This window comes from Halomonas sp. H5 (assembly GCF_050613175.1).
In the GTDB taxonomy this organism is placed as follows: domain Bacteria; phylum Pseudomonadota; class Gammaproteobacteria; order Pseudomonadales; family Halomonadaceae; genus Bisbaumannia; species Bisbaumannia salifodinae.
Genome location: NZ_CP192510.1, coordinates 2,072,848 through 2,092,465 on the forward strand (window position 1 = coordinate 2,072,848; position 19,618 = coordinate 2,092,465).

Here is a 19,618-nt window from a genome sequence, read left to right on the forward strand (position 1 = left end):
CACCATGCAAAAGGCCCCGTTATGGGGCCTTTTTTGTTGCTCTCGGGGGCGTTGGGACTAGTCCGTCAGACCACATCGCCTCGGGTACAGACCGAGAGCACCACGGCGTCTTCCTCACTCACCGAGATCAGCGCATGGCCCATGTCGCTGTCGAAGTAGATGCTGTCGCCGCGCTCCAGGCGCAGCGGCTCATAGAACTCGGTGTAGAGCAGGATCGCTCCCTCGAGGACGATCAGGAATTCCTCGCCGTCATGGCGCACCCACTCGTTGAACTCCTCGAAGTGGCGGGCCCGCACGATGGTCTTGAAGGGGATCATGCGCTTCTGGGCCAGCTGCCAGGAGAGCAGCTCATGCTCGTAGGTGGGGGTGGGATGGAGCTGCCCCTCGCCGACCCGGGTCAGGTCGCGCCGCCCCAGGGTGCGCTGCTGGGCCTTGGGGGGGCTGAGCAGCTGGGGCAGGTCGATATCCAGGCCGGTGATCAGTTTCTGCACCGCGCTGAAGGTGGGAGAGATCTGGTCGTTCTCGATCTTCGACAGGGTCGAGCGGGCCAGGCCGGTACGCTGGCTGACGTCGTCCAGGGTCCAGTGATTGGCGAGACGGATCTCCTTGAGCCGCTCGCCGAGTCGCAGCGGCTCGACGAAGGCCTTGCGTCCCGAGGCGATACGCAGGGCGGCAGCCTGATCGGTGGTGGCGGTCATAAGGTTCACTATCGGAAAAATATTTCCTCAAAGCGTACCATAGAACACCGGCCGCCGTGGGGCGGCGCCTGTCCCACGGCGACACCGGGATAGGCAGCGGCGTCAGCGTGGTTCAGCCCTCGAAGGGCAGTCCCAGCAGTGCCCGCACATGGGCCCCGGCGCTGCGTCCCAGGGACTCCAGGTCATAGCCTCCCTCCAGCACCGAGACCAGGCGGTCGTCGGCGAAGCGCGCGGCGATCTCCAAAGCGAAGCGAGTGACCCAGTCATAGTCGGCCTCGGTGAGGCAGAGCTCCGCCAGGGGATCGTCCCGATGGCCATCGAAGCCCGCCGAGACCAGCACCAGCTCCGGGCGGAAGGCCTCCAGGGCCGGCCGCCAGTCGCGCTCGATGGCCTCGCGGAAGACGGCGCCATCGCTGCCGGCGGGCAGCGGCGTATTGATCACATTGGCGTACTCCGCCTTGAGGTAGCGCCAGGGGTACAGCGGGTACTGGTAGCTGGAGCAGACCAGCACCCCGGGGTCGTCCTTGAAGATGTCCACGGTGCCGTTGCCCTGGTGGACGTCGAAGTCGAGGATGGCGATGCGGCTGGCGCCATACTGGGCCCGGGCATGGGCGGCCCCCACCGCCACGTTGTTGAAGAAGCAGAAGCCCATGGCCTCGCTGGCCTCGGCGTGGTGTCCCGGCGGGCGCACCGCACAGAAGACGTTGTCGGCCTGCCGGCGATAGACCTGGTCGACGCCACGGATCACCGCCCCGGCGGCGACCCGGGCCGCGTCCAGGCTGGCGGGGTTCATCAGGGTGTCGCCGTCCAGGGAGATCAAGCCATGCTCGGGGACGCACTTGATCAGCGACTGGATATGGCGCCGTGGATGCACCCGTTCCAGTTGCTCGTCGCTGGCCGGCTTGGCCTCGGACTGCATGGTCTGCTGGAGCAGGCCGGCCAGCGACAGGCGAGCACGGATCGCCTCCAGGCGCAGCGGGCTCTCGGGATGCTCCGGCCCCATATGGTGGTCGAGGCAGCGGGGGTGGGTGATATAGGCGGTGATCATGGCAGGCTCCAGGCGCGTCGCCACGACCTTAAACGCTGGTCGGCCTTGCATGACAGTGCCAATAAGTCGTACACAGGGAGCGGACAGTCGCGGGGGAGTCGCCGGTGAGCACACGTTTTCTCAGACATTTCTTCGAACCGCGTAGCCTGGCGGTGGTGGGGGCCTCGGAGAAGCCCCACTCCATGGGCGGGCTGGTGATCCGCAACCTCCAGGAGGGCGGCTTCCGCGGCCCCATCTGGGCGGTCAACCGCAAGGGCTACGAGAGCGTTCATGACCAGCCCTGCGTGACCCGGGTCGACGACCTGCCGGAGGTGCCCGACCTGGCGGTCGTCTGTACCCCGGTGGCCACCCTGCCCAAGCTGATCAAGCGCCTGGGCGCCTTCGGTGTCAAGGCGGCCCTGGTGCTCTCGGGGGGCTCCCACCTCGATGATAGCGCCGACGGCGAGGGCTCGATCCGCACCCGCATGCTGGCGGCGGCACGCCCCTCGGGAATTCGTATCCTGGGCCCGGAGTGCATGGGCATCGTGGTGCCGGGACGGCGGCTCAACGCCACCTATGCCGGTCAACCGGTCAAGGCGGGCAAGGTCGCCTACCTGGGCCAGTCCGGGATGCTGGGCAACGCCATGATCGATTGGGCGGCGGGGCGTGGCATCGGCTTCTCGCATCTGGTGACCCTGGGCGACAGCGTCGATGTGCTGCTCCCCGACCTGATCGACTATATCAACCAGTACGCCCCGTCCCAGGCGCTGTTGCTGCATCTGGAGCGTATCCACGATGCCCAGCACTTCATGACCGCGCTGCGCGAGGCGTCGCGTCATCGCCTGGTGCTGGCCATCAAGAGTGGGCGCACCCCCGCCTCGGACCTCTCCAATCTGCCACCCACCCCGGGGGTGGCCAATCGCGACGTGATCTTCGATGCCGCCCTGGCGCGGGCCGGGGTGGTGCGGGTCAATGACTCCGACGAGCTCTTCGATGCCCTGGAGACCCTGTCGCGGATGAAGCCGCTGCGCGGCGATCGCCTGGCCATCGTCGCCAATGGCCTGGGGCCGGCGATGCTGGCCATCGACAAGCTGGTCAGCGCCGGCGGGCGCCTGGCGGAGTTCACCGACGCGACCCGCGAGGCGCTGCAGGCGGCGGACTTCGACATGACCCTGCCGGGCCGCAACCCGGTGGACCTGGGCAGCGATGCCACCCCCGAGCGGCTGGTGGAGGCGCTGGCGCTGGTGGCCGCCGATGCCAACGTGGACGCCGTGCTGGTGGTGCATGCGCCGACCCGGCTGGCGCCGGCCAGGGCCACCGCCGAGGCGATCATCGCCAATCGCAGGCGCTTCCGGCGCAACCTGCTGACCAGTTGGATGGGCCTGGAGGAGGCCATGGCGGCGCGCCATGAGTGCCACCTGGCCGGGCTGCCCACCTATATGTCGCCGGAGAAGGCGGTCAAGGCCTTTATGCATATGGTGGATTACCAGCGGGTCCAGGCGCTGCTCCAGGAGACCCCGCCGAGCCTGCCCTTTACCACGGCCGCCGAGAGTCGCGACCGCTGTCGCACCCTGATTGACCGGGCCTGGGAGGTGGGCCGCCGGCGCCTGACTCATAGCGAGACCGCCCGGGTGTTGGCCGCCTACGGGATCGAGTCGGCGCCGTCCCGTTACCCCACTACGCCGGAGGAGGGCGAGTCGGCGGCCGCCGAGCTGGAAGGGCCCCTGGCCTTGAAGGTGGTGCACGATCATAACTGCACGCCCTTTCGTTACCGGCGCCATCCCCACAAGCTCTCGGCGGGGCTGCTCCAGGACCTGGAGAGCCCCGCCCAGGTGGCCGAGGGGATGCGCCGGCTGGCCGACAAGGTGGCGGAGAAGTTTCCCGACAGCCCCATCCAGGAGTTCTGCCTGCAGCCCATGCAGCGCGGCAAGCACTCCCTGCAGCTGTGCGCCGGCATCACCCGGGATCCGGTGTTCGGCCCGGTGGTCCTGTTCGGTATTGGTGGCTACAAGGTCAATGTGCTGGCGGATCGTCAGGTGGCGCTGCCGCCGCTCAATATCACCCTGGCCGACGACCTGATCCAGCGCACCCATGCCGCCAAGCTGATTCGCGAACACTCCCGGGACCCGGAGCGTGACCTGGAGCGGCTGCGCCGCCTGCTGGTGCAGCTCTCCCAGCTGGCCGCCGACCTGCCGCGGCTGCAGGGGCTGGAGATCAATCCCCTGGTGCTCAATCGCGACGGCATGGTGGCGGTGGACTTCGCCATGGACCTGGGGGCACCGGGGCGCCATGCCATCATGCCCTACCCGGAGGAACTCCGGGAGTGGCTGACCCTGCCCAACGGCATGCAGGTGGAGGTGCGGCCGATCCGCGCCGAGGATGCGCCGCTGATCACCGGCTTCCATACCCGGCTCTCCGAGGAGAGCATTCGCTTTCGCTATTTCCACAACAAGGCGTCCCTGACCCAGCGCGACCTCTCGATGCTGGCGCATATCAACTACGACCGGCAGATGGCCTTTATCGCCGAGCGTCACGGCGAGGAAGGCGACAAGGAGATGCTCGGCGTGGTGCGGGTATGGAACGACCCGGACAACATTCGCACCGAGTTCTCCATCATCATCCGCGACGACCTCCAGGGCCAGGGCCTGGGCAGCCTGCTGATGAACAAGATGATCCGCTACTGCAAGGGGGTGGGCACCCTGGAAATGGTGGGCCAGATCATGGTGGACAATCACCCCATGCGGGCGCTGATGAAGCACCTGGGGTTCCGGCTGCGCTACAACATGGAGGAGCAGGTGGTGGATGCCACCCTGCGGCTCAACGAGCCGAGCAGCGAATGGCAACGCCACCGCCTCGATAGCCAGCCGGACTGACGCCGCGCCCGCCTCGACGAGCCGCCTTATGCCAGATGAATGGCAGCGTCACCGCCTCGATAGCCAGCCGGACTGACGCCGCGCCCGCCTCGACGAGCCGCCTTATGCCAGATGAATGGCAGCGCCACCGCCTCGATAGCCAGCCGGACTGACGCCGCGCCCGCCTCGACGAGCCGCCTTATGCCAGATGAATGGCAGCGCCACCGCCTCGATAGCCAGCCGGACTGACGCCGCGCCCGCTTTGACGAGCCGCCTTATGCCAGACGAATGGCAGCGTCACCGCCTCGATAGCCAGCCGGATTGACGCCGCGCCCGCCTCGACGAGCCGCTCATGATTGACGAGTGCCAGCCTAGGGCTATCGCAGTTGGAATAGCTGAGGGGCGCTGGGGGCAGGATGGAGCGGGGGGGGGGGGGGGCCAGGGGTGAGGAGCACGGCTCCGAACGGGCTGGCCATGGATGGCCAGCACCGGTCCTGCAAGCGGAGCAGGATGCGAGAGCGAAGCAGGGCAAAAGTAGCGCCCAGGGAGGGGTTCACAGCGCCCCGCGACGACCTGCCCCCAGGGTAGCCCCGGGCCGCAAAGCTAACTGCGATAGCCCTGGAAACCAGCCGGACTGATTCGAGGGCGAGGCGCCGACGGCCACCCCGAGGTGGCCGTCATTGGTATCACGGTCCCCTCAGGGGGCCAGGCGCACCTTGCTCCACTGAGCGTCGCGCAGGCTATAGCGAATCCGGTCATGCAATCGACTGGGCTGGCCCTGCCAGAACTCGATCATCTCGGGGATCACCCGGTAGCCACCCCAGTTGGCCGGACGCATCACCGGTTGGCCGTCATAGGCTTGTTCGAAGCGGTTCTGGCGCTCTGCCAGCCAGTCGCGATCGGGAATCTCCACGCTCTGGGTGGCGATCCAGGCGCCCAACTGGCTGCCCCGGGGGCGGCTGGCGAAGTAGTGATCCGACTCTTCCGGACTGACCTGGCTGACCGGCCCCTCGATGCGCACCTGGCGATCCAGCTTGGGCCACCAGAAGACCAGGGCGGCGTGGGGCACATTGGCCAGCTCGCTGCCCTTGTGGCTGTGGTAGTTGGTGTAGAAGCACAGGCCCTTGTCGTCGATGCCCTTGAGCAGCACGATGCGGGCATGGGGCAGCCCCTGGCTGTCCACCGTGGCCAGGGTCATGGCGTTGCCGTCATCCCCCTCGGTCTCGAGCGCCAGGGCCAGCCACTCCTCGAACAGCGGCATCGGTGTTTCGGGGGTCGAGTCGGTATCCAGGCGTCCCCCTTCGTAGTCGCGGCGGATATCGGCGATATTGCGTGTCATGGCGTTCTCCTTGAAGTCGTTCATGGGGTTGCCGGTTGTCGAGGTGCATTCAACAGCCGCCGATGTCGTTCAGGGGTTGCCCTCTATCTTAAGGGCTCGAGCCGAGCCGGACCATGGTCCTCGAGAGGACTGACGGTGCTGTGATGCCGATCTCGCTGATCGCCCCTCGGCTGGCCCTGATGGCCTGGTGGTTTCAGGCTTTTGAAGTAGTGGAGGAGCGAGCGTGAATGGGTGGCTGGGGTCAGGCGTCGCGGCGCAGCTGGCGGCTGCGGAAGCGGGCATAGCCGGTGGCACCGGTGAACAGCGCCAGGGCGGCAATCACGATGGCCATGCCCAGCAGGCCCAGTCCCGGCAGGATGGCGATATTCACCCCCATCATGAAATAGAGCAGGCTGACGAAGGCCAGCCAGGCATGGCCCCGGGGGCGCCTGGCGATCAGCGAGGGCAGGAAGAGCAGCAGGGGCAGCAGATAGATCAATGCCGCTATCAGGCTGGTGCCCGCCTGCAGCCGCCAGCCGGCGAAGGCCAGTAACAGCGCCAGCGCGGCGTAGCTACCCAGCACCAGGCGGCGGCTGCCATCGGTCAGGGTGTCCAGGCCGCGTTCGGCCTCCCAGCGTTCCAGTCGCTGTCTCATCGGGCGCCCTCCAGGGCCAGGGCCAGGCGCGCCAGACGCCGCCCCTGGGCGAAGGCGAGGTGACGCTCGGCCTCATCCAGGGGCTTGTCGCTGCGCTGACCGGCCAGATGGCTGGCGCCATAGGGGGTGCCCCCGGCGGTGGTGGTATAGAGCTCCGTCTCGCTGTAGGGCAGGCCGGCATAGACCATGCCGTGATGCAGCAGCGGCAGCAGCATGCTGATCAGGGTGCTCTCCTGGCCGCCGTGCAGGCTCGAGGTGGAGGTAAAGGCGCTGGCCGGCTTGTCGATCAGGGCCCCGCCGACCCACAGCTCGCTGGTGGTATCGATAAAATGCTTGAGGGGCGCCGCCATATTGCCGAAGCGGGTGGGGCTGCCCAGCGCCAGGGCGATGCAGTGGCGCAGGTCGTCCAGGCTGGCGTAGACGGCCCCCTCGGCGGGAATCTCCGGGTCCACCGCCTCGCAGGTGGGGGAGACCGGCGGCACGGTTCTCAGCCGCGCGGCGATGCCCGACCGGGACTCCACGCCGGCGGCGATCTGCTCGGCCAGGGCGCGGGTGGCGCCATGGCGGGAATAATAGAGGATCAGCACATAGGGGAGGGCGTCAGGCATGGGAGCTCCGGGGACGGCGGCATAGGTCGGGGAGATAGGGCGGCGATCAGTCGAGCAGGGCCAGGATCGCTTCCGGGGGGCGGCCGATGATGGCACGATCGCCGCGGTCGGCGATGGGGCGCTGCATCAGCTTGGGGGTCGCGGCGATGGCATCGATCACCGTCTCGAGATCCATGGCGTCCCGGTCCAGGGCCTTCCATTCCGCCTCGTTGCTGCGCAGCAGGGCTCCGGCATCATCGAGCCGTGCGGCCAAGTCGCGCAGCGCCTGGGCATCCAGCGGCTCGTCCAGGTAGCGGTGGACCCGGAAGTCGACGCCGCGGGCTTCCAGCAGGGCCAGGGCTTCCCTCGACTTGGAGCAGCGGGGGTTGTGATAGAGGGTGATCATCGGCGGGGCTCCTCGCAGCAGAATCAGTGGCTTGGCGGCTATTGTAGGGCGGCCCCGGCCCCCTCACAAGGCGAGGCGGCATCCCTGTCCTCTTAGTCGATTTATACCGTTATCTATCTGTCTGGCCTAACAGCCCCAGCCTCGGCTAATCCATCCGTCGATAGACCCAGGCGAGACGACCATCCATCAAGGGGAGCTCCACCCGCTCGTAGCGAATGCCCAATCGCTCGTAGCGATCCAGCCTCGCCAGTTCCCCGGCATCGACCCGCAGCAAGAGCCCCGCGACGCTGGCTTCGTCATCGCGGCTGATATCCAGCCCCTCGCGGCGATAGCCGGGAAGGTTGGCGGGCTCGGGGTCGCCACTGCGTCCATAGACCAGCCAGCGCAGCGGGGCATACCGCAGGGTGCCGTAGACGAAGACCCGGTGCTCACCGGCGGCGATCGGGGCCAGTTCCTGCGGCGGCGAGTAACCGAAGGGACTCAGCAGGGTCCACCAGAGGTAGCCCGTCACCAGCAGCGGCAACCCCAGCAGGCCGGTCAGGAAATAGCGTAGCGGCATGGAATCGTCTCGTGGGCAAGGGGGACAGCAGGAGGGTGACAAGGGACTCCCCACGGGGGTTACCATAGGGATCGGGTCTCAAGGAGGCAATCACCATGGGTCAGGAATCACAGGACTTTCGTCACCTGATGGGGGAGGTGGAGCCGCTGCGCCGCGGCCAGGGACGCGCCGACCCGGGGCACAAGCGCCGGGGGCCCAGCGAGGCACAGCTGGCTCGGCGCCGCGACGCCGAGGCGGTCGGCGAGGAGAGCAACTTCCTCTCCGATGAGTTTGTCGAGCCGCTGGGCGCCTGGGATCCGCTGGCCTACCGGGGGGACGGCATCCAGACCGGGGTCATGGATCGCCTGCGCCAGGGCGGCTATGCGCCCCAGGCGCAGCTGCACCTGATCAAGGTACCCCTGGAGCGCTGCCGTCGGGAGCTGTTCGGCTTTATTCGTGACGCCGAGGCCCACGACCTGCGCTGTCTGCTGATCGTGCATGGCCGGGGCAGCCGCGACGACAGCCCCGCCAACCTGCGTCGCGCCTACCTCGACAAGTGGCTGCGCCAGTTCGCTTCGGTGCAGGCCTTCGCCTCCGCCCAGCCGCCACATGGCGGCCTGGGCGCCACCTATGTGCTGCTGCGCAAGAGCGAACGGGCGCGGGCCGCCAACCGGGAGCGGCAGCAGAAGCGCCGCGGTTGAGGCCGCTCCCCAGACGACACGGCCCCGGCAATTGCCGGGGCCGTGTCGTTCCGAAAAGCGCAGGGGCTCAGGCGCCTTTCTGCTCCTTCAGGCGGCGCTCGAAGAGCGCCTCCTGGCTGTCCACCGCCGGCTGATAGCTGACGCTGAAGGCGCCCAGGGCACGCAGGGCATCCTCCAGGTGCTGATCCTCCCGCAGGGCCAGGGCATCGAAGCCGCAGCGGCTCATGTAGTAGAGCTGATCCACCAGCACATCGCCGATGGCGCGCACCTCGGCGCCGTAGCCGTAGCGCTCGCGCAGCAGCCGCGCCAGGCTGTAGCCGCGACCGTCGGTGAAGGCGGGGAAGTCGATGGCGATCAGCGGCGCCGCCGCCAGGCGCTCGGCCAGCTCAGGCGTCAGCTCGGTATCGCTGGGCAGCCAGGGCGCCAGGCCCTCGTCACCGGCGTGGTCCAGCCACAGGGCCAGGGGCACGATCACCGGGCGCTGGCCGGGCAGGGCCTCCTCGTGGCGGGACAGGGCCCAGTCGTCCTGTTCCGGTTGACCCAGCTTGATCAGGGTCTGGGCGTGCTCGAGTTGGGTGTCAGGCATAGACCCGCTCCTTGAAGGGCTTGAGACCGATACGGCGATAGGTGTCGAGGAAGGTCTCGTCGTCGTGACGCCGCTCGACGAAGACCTTGAGCACCTTGTCGATCACCTCGGGCACGTCCTCGCGGAAGAAGGAGGGGCCGAGAATCTTGCCCAGGGAGGCGTCGTCGCTGGCGTTGCCGCCGAGCGAGACCTGGTAGTACTCCTCACCCTTCTTGTCGACGCCGAGGATGCCGATATGGCCCACGTGGTGGTGACCACAGGCGTTCATGCAGCCGGAAATATTGAGGTCCAGGGGGCCGAGATCGTAGAGGAAGTCGAGGTCCTCGAAGCGTTCCTGGAGGGCCTGGGCGATGGGGATCGATACCGCATTGGCCAGGCCGCAGTAGTCGCCGCCGGGGCAGCAGATGATGTCGTTGAGGGTGCCCACGGTGGGGTTGGCCATGCCCAGCGTGTCGAGCTCCCGCCACAGGGTCTCGAGCTCGTCCACCGGCACGTCGGAGAGCACCAGGTTCTGCTCGTGGGTGACCCGTACCTCGCCGAAGCTGTAGCGCTCGGCGAGATCCGCCACGGCGTCGAGCTGGTCGGCGGTGACGTCGCCGGGGGCATGCTCGCGACGCTTCAGCGACAGGGTGACCGCCTGGTAGCCGGGCACCTTGTGGTCGGTGACGTTATTGGTGACGAAGCGACCGAAGGCGCGGTTCTCGCCACGCAGCGCCTCGACGGCGGCGATGGCGTCCTCGGCCACCGGGCGACGCTCCGGCTCGATAAAGTGAGCGCGGGCGGACTCTACGGCCTCCCGGGTCAGGGTCTGGGGGCCATCCTTGAGGTGGGCCCACTCGGCGTCGACGCGACGGCGGAACTCCTCGATGCCCAGCGCCTTGACCAGGATCTTGATGCGCGCCTTGAACTTGTTGTCGCGGCGACCGAACTGGTTGTAGACCCGCACGCAGGCCTCCAGGTAGGTCAGCAGGTGCTGCCAGGGCAGGTCCTCGCGCACCACGTCGCCGATCATCGGCGTACGGCCCAGGCCGCCGCCGGCCAGCACCTTGACCCGCAGTTCACCCTGGTCGTCGTGCCACAGCCGCAGGCCGATATCATGGACCTGGATGGCGGCCCGGTCGGCGGCAGCGCCGGTCACGGCGATCTTGAACTTGCGCGGCAGGAAGGCGAATTCCGGATGCAGGGTCGACCACTGGCGAATCAGCTCGCACCAGGGGCGGGGATCCTCCACCTCGTCCCGGGCGATGCCGGCGAACTGGTCGCTGGTGGTGTTGCGGATGCAGTTGCCGCTGGTCTGGATGGCATGCATCTGCACTTCGGCGAGCTCGGCGAGGATCTCCGGCACGTCCTCCAGCGCCGGCCAGTTGAGCTGCAGGTTCTGGCGGGTGGTGAAGTGGGCGTAGCCGCGGTCGTAGCGGCGGGTGATCTCGCCCAGGCGCCGCAGCTGGGTGGCGGAGAGCATGCCGTAGGGGATGGCGATGCGCAGCATGGGCGCATGCTTCTGGATATAGAGCCCGTTCTGCAGGCGCAGCGGGCGGAATTCCTCTTCCGGCAGACGCCCGGCCAGGTGGCGCGCCATCTGGTCACGGAACTGGGCGACGCGTTCGTCGACGAGCGTCTGATCGTAGGTGTCGTACCGATACATTCAGGGGTGTCCTGCTAGTCGGGGCCAAAAAATAGGGTGCCGTGTGCTGGCACCTTACTCCTCTCTCTTTATTCTATGAAAGAATAAATGATCATAGATTTTTATTAAAGGGTTATTAGAAGCGACCAAGGAGGCCGCTAGATAACCAGTCGCTGCCAGCGACGGCGTTGCCAGATCCAGGCGAAGCATAGGGAGTTGAAGCAGCGATAGCCCAGTTGCACCCACCAGATGCCGATCAGGCCCTGTTCCAGCACCACCCCGACCCACCAGGCCAGGGGCAGGAACAGCAGCCACTGGGTGGCCAGGGTCAGGGTCATCACGGTGCGGTTGGCGCCGGCCCCCAGCAGGGCCTGGCCCAGGACCAGGGCGGCGGCATCCAGCACGATCATCAGGGCGGTCAGCTGCAGGGGCAGCTGGCCCATGCGGATCAGCTCGGGGTCATGCAGGAAAATCGACAGCACCGCCTCGGGGAAGAGCAGCATGGGCAGCGCCAGGGCCGCCAGGCAGGGCCAGGCCAGGCGCACCACGTCCCAGCCCCAGCGATGGGCGTCTCCAAGGGCCTCGCGGCCCATGGCCTGACCCACCAGGCTAAGGGCGGCCAGGCCCAGGCCGACCCCGGGCAGGATCAGCAATAGCGACAGGTTCACCAGCACATGGCCCACCGCCACGCTGGCGGTATCCAGTTGGCCGAGGATCCAGAACAGCACCGCATAGCCGGCGGCGAACCACAGCTGCTGGAAGGAGTGGGGCGTGGCCAGGCGCAGGGTGGTGGCCAGGATGGCCGGCCGCGGCCAGCGCCGGGGGCCTGAGCGGGCGCCGAGGTGGCGCCCGCTGACCAGCGCCCAGAGGGCCACGCCCACCAGCAGCGAGGCCGTGGTGCCGGCGCCGGCGCCGGCGGCCTCCAGGCGCGGCAGTCCCCAGTAGCCGAAGATCAGGCCGATGCTGGCCAGTACATTGACCGCATGCATCACCAGGATGATGCGCAGGTAGATGCCGGTGCGCTGGATGCCGTTCCAGTAGCCGCGGAAGCAGAAGATCATCGCCACCGGGACCAGGGAGAGTACCCGCCAGCGGAAGTAGCTCACCGCCTCGGCGTGCACGGCGGCGTCCTGATTGATCCACCCCAGCAGCCGGGGCGCCTGCCACAGGCAGAGCAGCGACAGGGGGCCGGCCACCAGCAGGGCGATCAGCAGGCCCGCCCCCAGGGGCTGGGCGCGGCCGGCCCAGTCCCGCTCGCCATGGCGCCGGGCGGTCTGGGCCTGGACCCCAGAGGAGAGGCCGAAGACCACGGCGGTGATCAGGAAGATCGCATAGCCGCCGATGCCGACGCCGGCCAGGGGCACTTCGCCGAGACTGCCCACCAGGGCGGCATCGATCAGGTTGAGCAGGCTCTGGGAGAGCATGCCGGCGATGATCGGCAGGGCGAGGCGCAGGATGGTCTGGCGGCGGGTCGACTCGGGAAGCATCGGCTCTCGTCGGCTGGGCGGCCCGGCGACTCACGAGTCGGCGGGCCGCGGCGGCTCAGGCGGGGTCGTAGGAGAGCACCGGCGCCAGCCAGCGCTCCAGCTCCGCCAGCGACATGGCCTTGCGTTCGGCCAGCGCCTCGACCTGATCACGGGTGATCTTGCCGGTGGAGAAGTACTTCGACTGGGGGTGGGCGAAGTACCAGCCGGCCACCGCCGCCGCCGGCCACATGGCGAAGTTCTCGGTGAGCGCCAGGCCACTGTGGGTCTCGGCGTCGAGCAGCCGGAAGAGGGTGCCCTTCTCGGTATGGTCGGGGCAGGCGGGGTAGCCCGGCGCCGGACGGATGCCCTGGTACTTCTCGGCGATCAACGCGTCGTTGTCGAGGGTCTCCTCGGGCACATAGCCCCAGTACTCCTTGCGCACCCGCTCGTGGAGGCGCTCGGCGAAGGCCTCCGCCAGGCGATCGGCCAGGGCCTGGACCAGGATGGCGTTGTAGTCGTCGCCGGCGGCCTCGTAGGCCTTGCTCAGCGCTTCCACGCCGTGACCGGCGGTGACCGCGAAGCCGCCGATCCAGTCCGGCTTGCCGCTGGCCTTGGGGGCGATAAAGTCGGCCAGGCTGTAGCAGACGCCGTCGCGATTCTTGGTCATCTGCTGGCGAATATGGTGCAGCCGCTCGACCACCCGGGTGCGCGACTCGTCCGCATAGACCTCGATGACGTCGTCGTCGACGCTGTTGGCCGGCCACAGGCCGATCACGCCCCGGGCCTGGATGCGCTTCTCGTCGATCAACTTGGCGAGCATCTTCTGGGCATCGTCGAAGAGGCTGCGGGCGGCCTCGCCCACCACCTCGTCGTCGAGGATCTTCGGGTACTTGCCGGCCAGCTGCCAGCTCATGAAGAAGGGCGTCCAGTCGATGCGCTCCACCAGCTCCGCCAGGTCGTAGTCGTCGAAGGCGGTGAGGCCAGGGGTGCGAGGCGCCGGCGGCGTATAGCCGGCCCAGTCGATGGCGAACTTGCGGGCCCGCGCCTCGGCATAGGAGAGGTCGGCGGCCTTGGGGCGGCGCTTGGCGTTACGTTCGCGGACCCGTTCATACTCGGCACGGATCTCCGCCACATAGGCCTCCTTGAGGCCCGGGGAGAGCAGCTTGCCGGCCACCCCCACGGCCCGGGAGGCATCGGTGACGTAGATCACCGGATGCTCGTAGCCGGGCTCGATCTTCACCGCGGTATGCGCCTTGGAGGTGGTGGCACCGCCGATCAGCAGCGGCAGGCTGAAGCCCTGGCGTTGCATCTCCTTGGCCACATGCACCATCTCGTCCAGCGACGGGGTGATCAGCCCGGAGAGGCCGATGATATCGGCGTTCACTTCCCGGGCGGTCTGCAGGATCTTCTCCGCGGGCACCATCACGCCGAGGTCGATCACCTCGTAGTTGTTGCACTGCAGGACCACGCCGACGATATTCTTGCCGATATCGTGGACGTCGCCCTTGACCGTGGCCATGACGATCTTGCCCTTGGCTTGGGTCTCCTCGCTCTTCTCGGCCTCGATAAAGGGGATCAGGTAGGCCACCGCCTGCTTCATCACCCGCGCCGACTTGACCACCTGGGGCAGGAACATCTTGCCGGCACCGAACAGGTCGCCGACCACGTTCATGCCGTCCATCAGCGGCCCCTCGATCACCTCGATGGGGCGCGCCGCGGCGGCCCGGGCCTCCTCGGCGTCCTCCTCGATATAGGCGGTGACGCCCTTGACCAGGGCGTGCTCGATGCGCTTGTTGACCGGCCAGGAGCGCCACTCCAGGTCTTCCTTCTTGGCGCCGCCGGAACCGTCGCCCTTGTACTTGTCGGCCAGATCCACCAGGCGCTCGGTGCCGTCGGCGCGGCGGTTGAGCACCACGTCCTCCACCGCCTCGCGCAGCTCCTCCGGCAGGTCGTCGTAGACCGCCAGCTGGCCGGCATTGACGATGCCCATGGTCAGGCCGGCGCGGATGGCATGGTAGAGGAACACCGAGTGAATCGCCTCGCGCACCGGGTTGTTGCCGCGGAACGAGAACGACACGTTGGAGACGCCGCCGGAGACCAGGGCATGGGGCAGGTGCTCGCGGATCCAGCGGGTCGCCTCGATGAAGTCGACGGCGTAGTTGTCGTGCTCCTCGATGCCGGTGGCGATGGCGAAGATATTGGGGTCGAAGATGATGTCTTCCGGCGGGAAGTCGAGCTCATCGACAAGGATGCGGTAGGCGCGCTCGCAGATCTCGGTCTTGCGGGCGAAGGTGTCCGCCTGGCCGACCTCGTCGAAGGCCATCACCACCACGGCGGCACCGTGCCGCCGACAGACGGTGGCCTGCTCGCGGAAGGCGTCCTCGCCCTCCTTCATCGAGATCGAGTTGACCACCGCCTTGCCCTGCACGCACTTGAGCCCCGCCTCGATGATCTCCCACTTGGAGGAGTCGATCATGATCGGCACCCGGGCGATATCCGGCTCGCCGGCGATCAGGTTGAGGAAGCGCACCATGGCCTCCTGGGACTCGAGCATGCCCTCGTCCATATTGATATCGATGACCTGGGCGCCACTCTCTACCTGCTCCAGCGCCACCTCCAGGGCGGTGGTGAAGTCTTCCTCGACGATCAACCGCTTGAAGCGCGCCGAGCCGGTGACATTGGTGCGCTCGCCGACGTTGACGAACAGCGAGTCGGCCTCGATGTTGAAGGGCTCCAGGCCCGAGAGGCGGCAGGCCCGGGGGCGCTCCGGCACCAGCCGCGGGGCGGTCTCGCGCACCGCCTCGGCGATGGCGCGGATATGCTCCGGAGTGGAGCCGCAGCAGCCGCCGATGATATTGACCAGGCCGCTTGAGGCGAACTCGGCGACGATGGCCGCCATCTCCTCGGGGGTCTGATCATATTCGCCGAACTCGTTGGGCAGGCCGGCATTGGGGTGGGCGGAGACGAAGGTGTCGGCCTTGTTGCAGAGCTCTTCCAGGTAGGGGCGCAGCTCCTCGGCGCCGAGGGCACAGTTGAGGCCCACCGAGAGCGGCCGGGCATGGCGGATCGAGTTCCAGAAGGCCTCGGTGGTCTGGCCGGAGAGGGTCCGCCCGGAGGCATCGGTGATGGTGCCGGAGATCATCACCGGCAGGCGCTCGCCACGGGCCTCGAAGAGCTCCTCCAGGGCGTAGATGGCCGCCTTGGCGTTGAGGGTATCGAAGATGGTCTCGATCAGGATCAGGTCGCTGCCGCCCTCGATCAGCGCCTGGGCGGCCTCGTAGTAGTTCTCGCGCAGGGCGTCGAAGGTGACGTTGCGCTTGGCCGGGTCATTGACGTCCGGCGACAGGGAGGCGGTGCGCGAGGTGGGGCCCAGCACCCCGGCCACGTAGCGGGGCACCCCGGACTCGGCGGCCACGGCGTCGCACACCTCGCGGGCCAGGCGCGCCGACTCCCGGTTGAGCTCGGGGACCAGCTCCTCCATGCCGTAGTCGGCCTGGGAGAGGCGGGTGCTGTTGAAGGTGTTGGTCTCGACGATCTCGGCGCCGGCCTCCAGATACTCCCGGTGGATACGGCTCACCAGGTCGGGGCAGGTCAGCGCCAGCAGGTCATTGTTGCCCTTGAGGTCGCTGGGCCAGTCGGCGAAGCGCGCGCCGCGAAAATCGCTCTCGTCGAGGCTGGCGTTCTGCAACATGGTGCCCATGCCGCCATCGAGAATCAGGATGCGGCGCGTCAGGGTATCCAGGAGGGTAGCGATACGGGCGTTCGGGGCAGCCATGGTCGGGGGTCGTCTCCAGCGGTTCCAGCGTCTTTTTTCTGTCCGGGCGGCGAAGCCACCGGGGGCTCGCGCGACCCGCTATCTTATCAGAATCCTGGCCACCGCGGGCAGGGGTGGGAAGCAGAGGCTGGCTATACCCCAGTAAAAAGCTCGGGATTGTGTCGCCAGGGAGTTTTCCTTACCATGGACGGTATCATGACCGTGCCTACCAGGATTCTTGCCCCATGAGCCAGAGCATCCAGATTACCGATAGCGCCCAGGAGTACCTCGCCGAGCTGCTGGAAAAGCAGAATGTCGAGGGCATCGCGGTGCGCATCTTTATCACCCAGCCCGGTACCCCCTATGCCGAGACCTGCCTGGCCTACTGCCGCCCCGGGGAGGAGGAGCCCAGCGACGAGCGGCTGGAGCTCGACAAGATCGTCGTCTACCTGGACAAGCACAGCCTGGCGTTCCTCGACGAGGCGGTGGTGGACTTCAATGCCGACCGCATGGGCGGGCAACTGACCATCAAGGCGCCCAACGCCAAGATGCCCAAGGTCAACGCCGACAGCCCCCTGGAGGACCGCATCAACTACGTCCTCTATAGCGAGATCAACCCGGGCCTGGCCGCCCATGGCGGCGAGATCAAGCTGGTCGAGCTGACCGAAGAGAAGGTGGCCGTGCTGGCCTTCGGCGGCGGCTGCCAGGGCTGTGCCGCCGTGGACCTGACCCTCAAGGAGGGCGTCGAGAAGACCCTGCTGGAACGCGTTCCCGAACTCGTCGGGATCCGCGACGTGACCGACCATACGGATACCAGCCAGGCCTACTACCGCTAACCGCGGTTACCCCGCGCTCCCTCCACTAAGGCCGCCCATCGGGCGGCCTTGGTGCGTTATGGCGCCACGTTAATCCCCCATCACCTAGCAGACGAAGGGCGGCAGGGGGCGCTCGGCCAGCCGGGCCTGTAGCGCCGCAAGCTCTCCCTGCAAGACCTCCAACTGCCCCCTGAGGGCCGCATTCTCGCTCCCCCTGGCATCCAACAGGGCCTCGAGGTGCTCCTCGCCGATGCGCCTGGCCTCGGCTTCGGCCTGCCGCTGTCGCTCGGACTCGTCGGCCTGCTGCCGGGCTTCCAGGCGGGCCTTTTCCGCTTCGGCGGCGAGCCGTCGCTGTTCCTCCAGCTGACTCTCCAGGCGGCTCAGGCGTGCTTCCAGGCGCTGCTGCCGCTCCCGGTGCTGCTTATCGTCGGCCTGACGCTGCTGACGCGCCTCGTCGAGCAGCGCCATCAGCCGCGATTCAGCGGCCTCGTGACGCTGCTCCTCCTGGGCCAGTTGCTGGCGATGCGCCTCGGCCTGCTCGGCCTGGGCCTGCTGGTGGGCGGCCTCCCGGGCCTCGAGCCGCTCTCTCAGCTGCGCCAGCTCCGCCTGCCGGCTTTCTCGTTCCTGACGTAGCCGTTGCTCGGCCTCTCGGGCCTGATCCCGCTCGGCCTCCACCCGCGAGGCCAGGGCACCCAGCTCTTCCAGGCGTGCCTGGGCACGATGGAGCTGCTCGGCCAGGGCCGACTCCCGCTGGGCGGCATCCTCCGCCTCGCGCCGCGCCTGGCCGGCCATCTGCTGAGCCTCGGCCACGCGACGATCCGCCTCCTCGCGGTAGTGGCTCAGGGCCTGATGAGCGCTCTCCTGGGCCGAAGCCCAGAGCTCGCTCATGGCGCTCTGCAGGGCCTCGGGCAGGGCCTGGGTGGGGGGAAGATCGCGATTGGCCTCGCGGCGGGCACGCCACTCCCGCAGGTGGTCACTGATGGTGGTAAAGCTGCCGGTGCCCAGCACCTCCCGCACCTTCTGCACGCTGGGGGTCTCCTGGCGTTGCAGCAGGGTGTCGATGGCCCGCTGCACATCCTCGTACTGCACGCCGCTTCGTGCCATCTCGTCTCTCCTGTCGATTCCGGGCGCCGCCTGGGACGGCCTGGGCGCAGCTTAGCGGCCTGTGGGCCGATTGGGAAGCTTTTTACATATTACGTATTACGTAATTTTATTTATTAAATAGAACATAAAATCAAGATTACGCGGATTATCTTGATTTTCTTTTCCTTATGCGGGGATACTGGACAGCCAAGCGCCAAGCCGTCAGCAGGGAGCCATAAGTGGTTGAACAAGAGGGAGAACCGTTCGAGGCAGGGGAGCCATTACTGGCATTGGAGTCGCTAGCACGGGGCGGGGAAGTGCTTCCTGAGGCTCCCGAGGGCGTCCCCACGGGCGTCCATATCGGTGCCGAGAGCGATATCGAGGCGGTGGGCCTATGGCTCACCGAGTATCGGGCCAGCCCCCAGACCAGACGCGCCTATCGCCGCGAGGCGGAGCGGCTGCTGCTGTGGCTCGGTGAGCAGGGGCTGCGCCTAAAGGAGGTGCGTCGGGAGCATCTCGACGCCTTCGAGGCCTTCCTCGGCGATCCGCGCCCCCGGGAGGCGTGGATCGGCCCGCCGCGCTCGCGGCGCTCGCCCGAGTGGCGGCCCTTGCGCGGCCCCTTGTCGCCGGCGAGTCGCCGCCAGGTTCTGGTGATCCTGCAGGGGCTCTTCGCCTGGCTAGTAGAGGCGGGCTGGGTCGCCCATAACCCCTTCCGGCTGATGCGCGACAAGCGCCGCCGCCTGGACAATCGCCAGACCAGCATCGAGCGCTACCTGGAGCGGCCCCTCTGGGCCTGGTTCTGGGCGTGGCTCAATCGCCCGCCGGTGGAGCCCGCCACGCCACGCCAGCGCTTCGAGTGGCAGCGCCGGCGGTTCGTCTTCGGTTTCGCCTACCTGCTGGCCCCGCGAATCGCCGAGATCAGCGGCGCCCGCATGGGCGACTTCCGGCGTCGGGAGGGGCGCTGGTGGTGGGAAGTGATCGGCAAGGGGAGCAAGCGGGCGGTGATTCCGGTGCCGCCGGATATGCTCGACCTGCTTGGCGACTGGCGAGCCCAGTTGGGGCTGCCCCCCGAGCCGCTACCGGAGGAGGACGAGCCGCTCCTGCGTAGCCTGGACGGGCGCCGCGGCCTGGGTGACAACCGGCTTTATCGGCTGATACGCGAGAGCTTCGCGGCGGGGGCCGAGGCCCTGGAGGCCCAGGGGGATCCCCTGGGCGCCCGCCAGTTGCGTCGCGCCACCCCTCACTGGCTGCGCCACACCGCCCTGACCCACCAGGCCCAGGCCGGGGTCGAGCTGCGCTACCTGGCGGCCACGGCGCGGCATGCCCGGCTCGATACCACGGCCCGCTACCTGCATGCCGAGGCCGAGGAGTGGCATCGCCAGCAGGCGCGCCATGGACTGAATGCCGATAGTCTCAGCCAGGGCCGAGCGGATGAGTCGGACGAATTGGGAAAGGCGTCTGTCTATCACGGCCAGGGGAGGGCGGACGAGCCGGGGGAGTAGCCTGTA

At 67.8% G+C, this 19,618-nt stretch carries 16 protein-coding genes; 4 read left to right on the top strand and 12 right to left on the bottom strand.

What is annotated here, in order from left to right; translation table 11 throughout:
• Window positions 1–65 precede the first annotated feature (65 nt).
• Both ACQ1W9_RS09730 and ACQ1W9_RS09735 read right to left on the bottom strand, forming a co-directional pair.
• The gene (locus ACQ1W9_RS09730; protein WP_346062395.1) at window positions 66–698 is read right to left on the bottom strand and encodes a helix-turn-helix domain-containing protein; all 633 of its coding nucleotides are present in this window, start codon (window positions 696–698) and stop codon (window positions 66–68) included.
• 112 nt (window positions 699–810) lie between these two features.
• A complete protein-coding gene (locus ACQ1W9_RS09735; protein ID WP_431026376.1) occupies window positions 811–1,746 on the bottom strand; it encodes a histone deacetylase family protein in 936 nt (311 codons plus the stop codon).
• Between the two features lie 104 nt (window positions 1,747–1,850).
• Here ACQ1W9_RS09735 and ACQ1W9_RS09740 point away from each other — a divergent pair, with 104 nt between their 5' ends.
• On the top strand, window positions 1,851–4,598 hold the full coding sequence (locus tag ACQ1W9_RS09740) for a GNAT family N-acetyltransferase (protein WP_431026377.1): 2,748 nt from the start codon (window positions 1,851–1,853) through the stop codon (window positions 4,596–4,598).
• A 676-nt stretch (window positions 4,599–5,274) separates the two neighbouring features.
• Here the strand turns inward: ACQ1W9_RS09740 and pdxH are convergent.
• The 5 genes from pdxH to ACQ1W9_RS09765 form a co-directional block, all read right to left on the bottom strand.
• Complete coding sequence (pdxH, locus tag ACQ1W9_RS09745; protein ID WP_431026378.1) at window positions 5,275–5,916, bottom strand: pyridoxamine 5'-phosphate oxidase; 642 nt, start codon at window positions 5,914–5,916, stop codon at window positions 5,275–5,277.
• Between the two features lie 241 nt (window positions 5,917–6,157).
• Window positions 6,158–6,550 (bottom strand): DUF2069 domain-containing protein, encoded by a 393-nt coding sequence (locus ACQ1W9_RS09750; RefSeq protein ID WP_431026379.1) that lies wholly within the window; start codon window positions 6,548–6,550, stop codon window positions 6,158–6,160.
• Window positions 6,547–7,158 (bottom strand): NAD(P)H:quinone oxidoreductase, encoded by a 612-nt coding sequence (gene wrbA, locus ACQ1W9_RS09755; RefSeq protein ID WP_431026380.1) that lies wholly within the window; start codon window positions 7,156–7,158, stop codon window positions 6,547–6,549. Before wrbA ends, ACQ1W9_RS09750 begins: the two co-directional genes overlap by 4 nt.
• Before the next feature lie 46 nt (window positions 7,159–7,204).
• Entirely contained in the window at window positions 7,205–7,543 is a 339-nt protein-coding gene (locus ACQ1W9_RS09760; protein ID WP_346062401.1) for an arsenate reductase family protein, read from the bottom strand.
• A gap of 145 nt (window positions 7,544–7,688) precedes the next feature.
• Window positions 7,689–8,102, bottom strand: coding sequence for a gamma-glutamylcyclotransferase family protein (locus ACQ1W9_RS09765; protein WP_431026381.1), 414 nt, complete (start codon window positions 8,100–8,102; stop codon window positions 7,689–7,691).
• A 95-nt stretch (window positions 8,103–8,197) separates the two neighbouring features.
• Here ACQ1W9_RS09765 and smrA point away from each other — a divergent pair, with 95 nt between their 5' ends.
• Complete coding sequence (gene smrA / locus ACQ1W9_RS09770; protein WP_431026382.1) at window positions 8,198–8,782, top strand: DNA endonuclease SmrA; 585 nt, start codon at window positions 8,198–8,200, stop codon at window positions 8,780–8,782.
• A gap of 67 nt (window positions 8,783–8,849) precedes the next feature.
• Here smrA and ACQ1W9_RS09775 read toward each other — a convergent pair whose 3' ends face one another.
• The 4 genes from ACQ1W9_RS09775 to metH form a co-directional block, all read right to left on the bottom strand.
• The gene (locus ACQ1W9_RS09775; RefSeq protein ID WP_346062404.1) at window positions 8,850–9,368 is read right to left on the bottom strand and encodes a DUF934 domain-containing protein; all 519 of its coding nucleotides are present in this window, start codon (window positions 9,366–9,368) and stop codon (window positions 8,850–8,852) included.
• The gene (locus tag ACQ1W9_RS09780; RefSeq protein ID WP_431026383.1) at window positions 9,361–11,013 is read right to left on the bottom strand and encodes a nitrite/sulfite reductase; all 1,653 of its coding nucleotides are present in this window, start codon (window positions 11,011–11,013) and stop codon (window positions 9,361–9,363) included. Before ACQ1W9_RS09780 ends, ACQ1W9_RS09775 begins: the two co-directional genes overlap by 8 nt.
• Before the next feature lie 137 nt (window positions 11,014–11,150).
• Window positions 11,151–12,479 (bottom strand): MATE family efflux transporter, encoded by a 1,329-nt coding sequence (locus ACQ1W9_RS09785; RefSeq protein WP_431026384.1) that lies wholly within the window; start codon window positions 12,477–12,479, stop codon window positions 11,151–11,153.
• 55 nt (window positions 12,480–12,534) lie between these two features.
• Window positions 12,535–16,233, bottom strand: coding sequence for a methionine synthase (gene metH / locus ACQ1W9_RS09790; protein WP_431026385.1), 3,699 nt, complete (start codon window positions 16,231–16,233; stop codon window positions 12,535–12,537).
• A gap of 224 nt (window positions 16,234–16,457) precedes the next feature.
• Between metH and nfuA the strand changes: the two genes are divergently transcribed.
• Complete coding sequence (gene nfuA / locus ACQ1W9_RS09795; RefSeq protein ID WP_346062408.1) at window positions 16,458–17,048, top strand: Fe-S biogenesis protein NfuA; 591 nt, start codon at window positions 16,458–16,460, stop codon at window positions 17,046–17,048.
• Between the two features lie 84 nt (window positions 17,049–17,132).
• On the opposite strand, the gene ACQ1W9_RS09800 is transcribed toward nfuA, so the two are convergent.
• Complete coding sequence (locus ACQ1W9_RS09800) at window positions 17,133–18,131, bottom strand: DNA-binding protein (RefSeq protein WP_431026386.1); 999 nt, start codon at window positions 18,129–18,131, stop codon at window positions 17,133–17,135.
• 296 nt (window positions 18,132–18,427) lie between these two features.
• Between ACQ1W9_RS09800 and ACQ1W9_RS09805 the strand changes: the two genes are divergently transcribed.
• Window positions 18,428–19,612, top strand: coding sequence for a tyrosine-type recombinase/integrase (locus tag ACQ1W9_RS09805; RefSeq protein WP_431023209.1), 1,185 nt, complete (start codon window positions 18,428–18,430; stop codon window positions 19,610–19,612).
• Window positions 19,613–19,618 lie beyond the last annotated feature (6 nt).

Excerpts from the sequence above, each read along its gene's own strand:
- ACQ1W9_RS09730 (WP_346062395.1), bottom strand. The coding sequence starts at position 698 with ATGACCGCCACCACCGATCAGGCTGCCGCCCTGCGTATCGCCTCGGGA.
- ACQ1W9_RS09735 (WP_431026376.1), bottom strand. The coding sequence starts at position 1,746 with ATGATCACCGCCTATATCACCCACCCCCGCTGCCTCGACCACCATATG.
- pdxH (WP_431026378.1), bottom strand. The coding sequence starts at position 5,916 with ATGACACGCAATATCGCCGATATCCGCCGCGACTACGAAGGGGGACGC.
- ACQ1W9_RS09750 (WP_431026379.1), bottom strand. The coding sequence starts at position 6,550 with ATGAGACAGCGACTGGAACGCTGGGAGGCCGAACGCGGCCTGGACACC.
- wrbA (WP_431026380.1), bottom strand. The coding sequence starts at position 7,158 with ATGCCTGACGCCCTCCCCTATGTGCTGATCCTCTATTATTCCCGCCAT.
- ACQ1W9_RS09760 (WP_346062401.1), bottom strand. The coding sequence starts at position 7,543 with ATGATCACCCTCTATCACAACCCCCGCTGCTCCAAGTCGAGGGAAGCC.
- ACQ1W9_RS09765 (WP_431026381.1), bottom strand. The coding sequence starts at position 8,102 with ATGCCGCTACGCTATTTCCTGACCGGCCTGCTGGGGTTGCCGCTGCTG.
- smrA (WP_431026382.1), top strand. The coding sequence starts at position 8,198 with ATGGGTCAGGAATCACAGGACTTTCGTCACCTGATGGGGGAGGTGGAG.
- ACQ1W9_RS09775 (WP_346062404.1), bottom strand. The coding sequence starts at position 9,368 with ATGCCTGACACCCAACTCGAGCACGCCCAGACCCTGATCAAGCTGGGT.
- ACQ1W9_RS09780 (WP_431026383.1), bottom strand. The coding sequence starts at position 11,013 with ATGTATCGGTACGACACCTACGATCAGACGCTCGTCGACGAACGCGTC.
- ACQ1W9_RS09785 (WP_431026384.1), bottom strand. The coding sequence starts at position 12,479 with ATGCTTCCCGAGTCGACCCGCCGCCAGACCATCCTGCGCCTCGCCCTG.
- metH (WP_431026385.1), bottom strand. The coding sequence starts at position 16,233 with ATGGCTGCCCCGAACGCCCGTATCGCTACCCTCCTGGATACCCTGACG.
- nfuA (WP_346062408.1), top strand. The coding sequence starts at position 16,458 with ATGAGCCAGAGCATCCAGATTACCGATAGCGCCCAGGAGTACCTCGCC.
- ACQ1W9_RS09800 (WP_431026386.1), bottom strand. The coding sequence starts at position 18,131 with ATGGCACGAAGCGGCGTGCAGTACGAGGATGTGCAGCGGGCCATCGAC.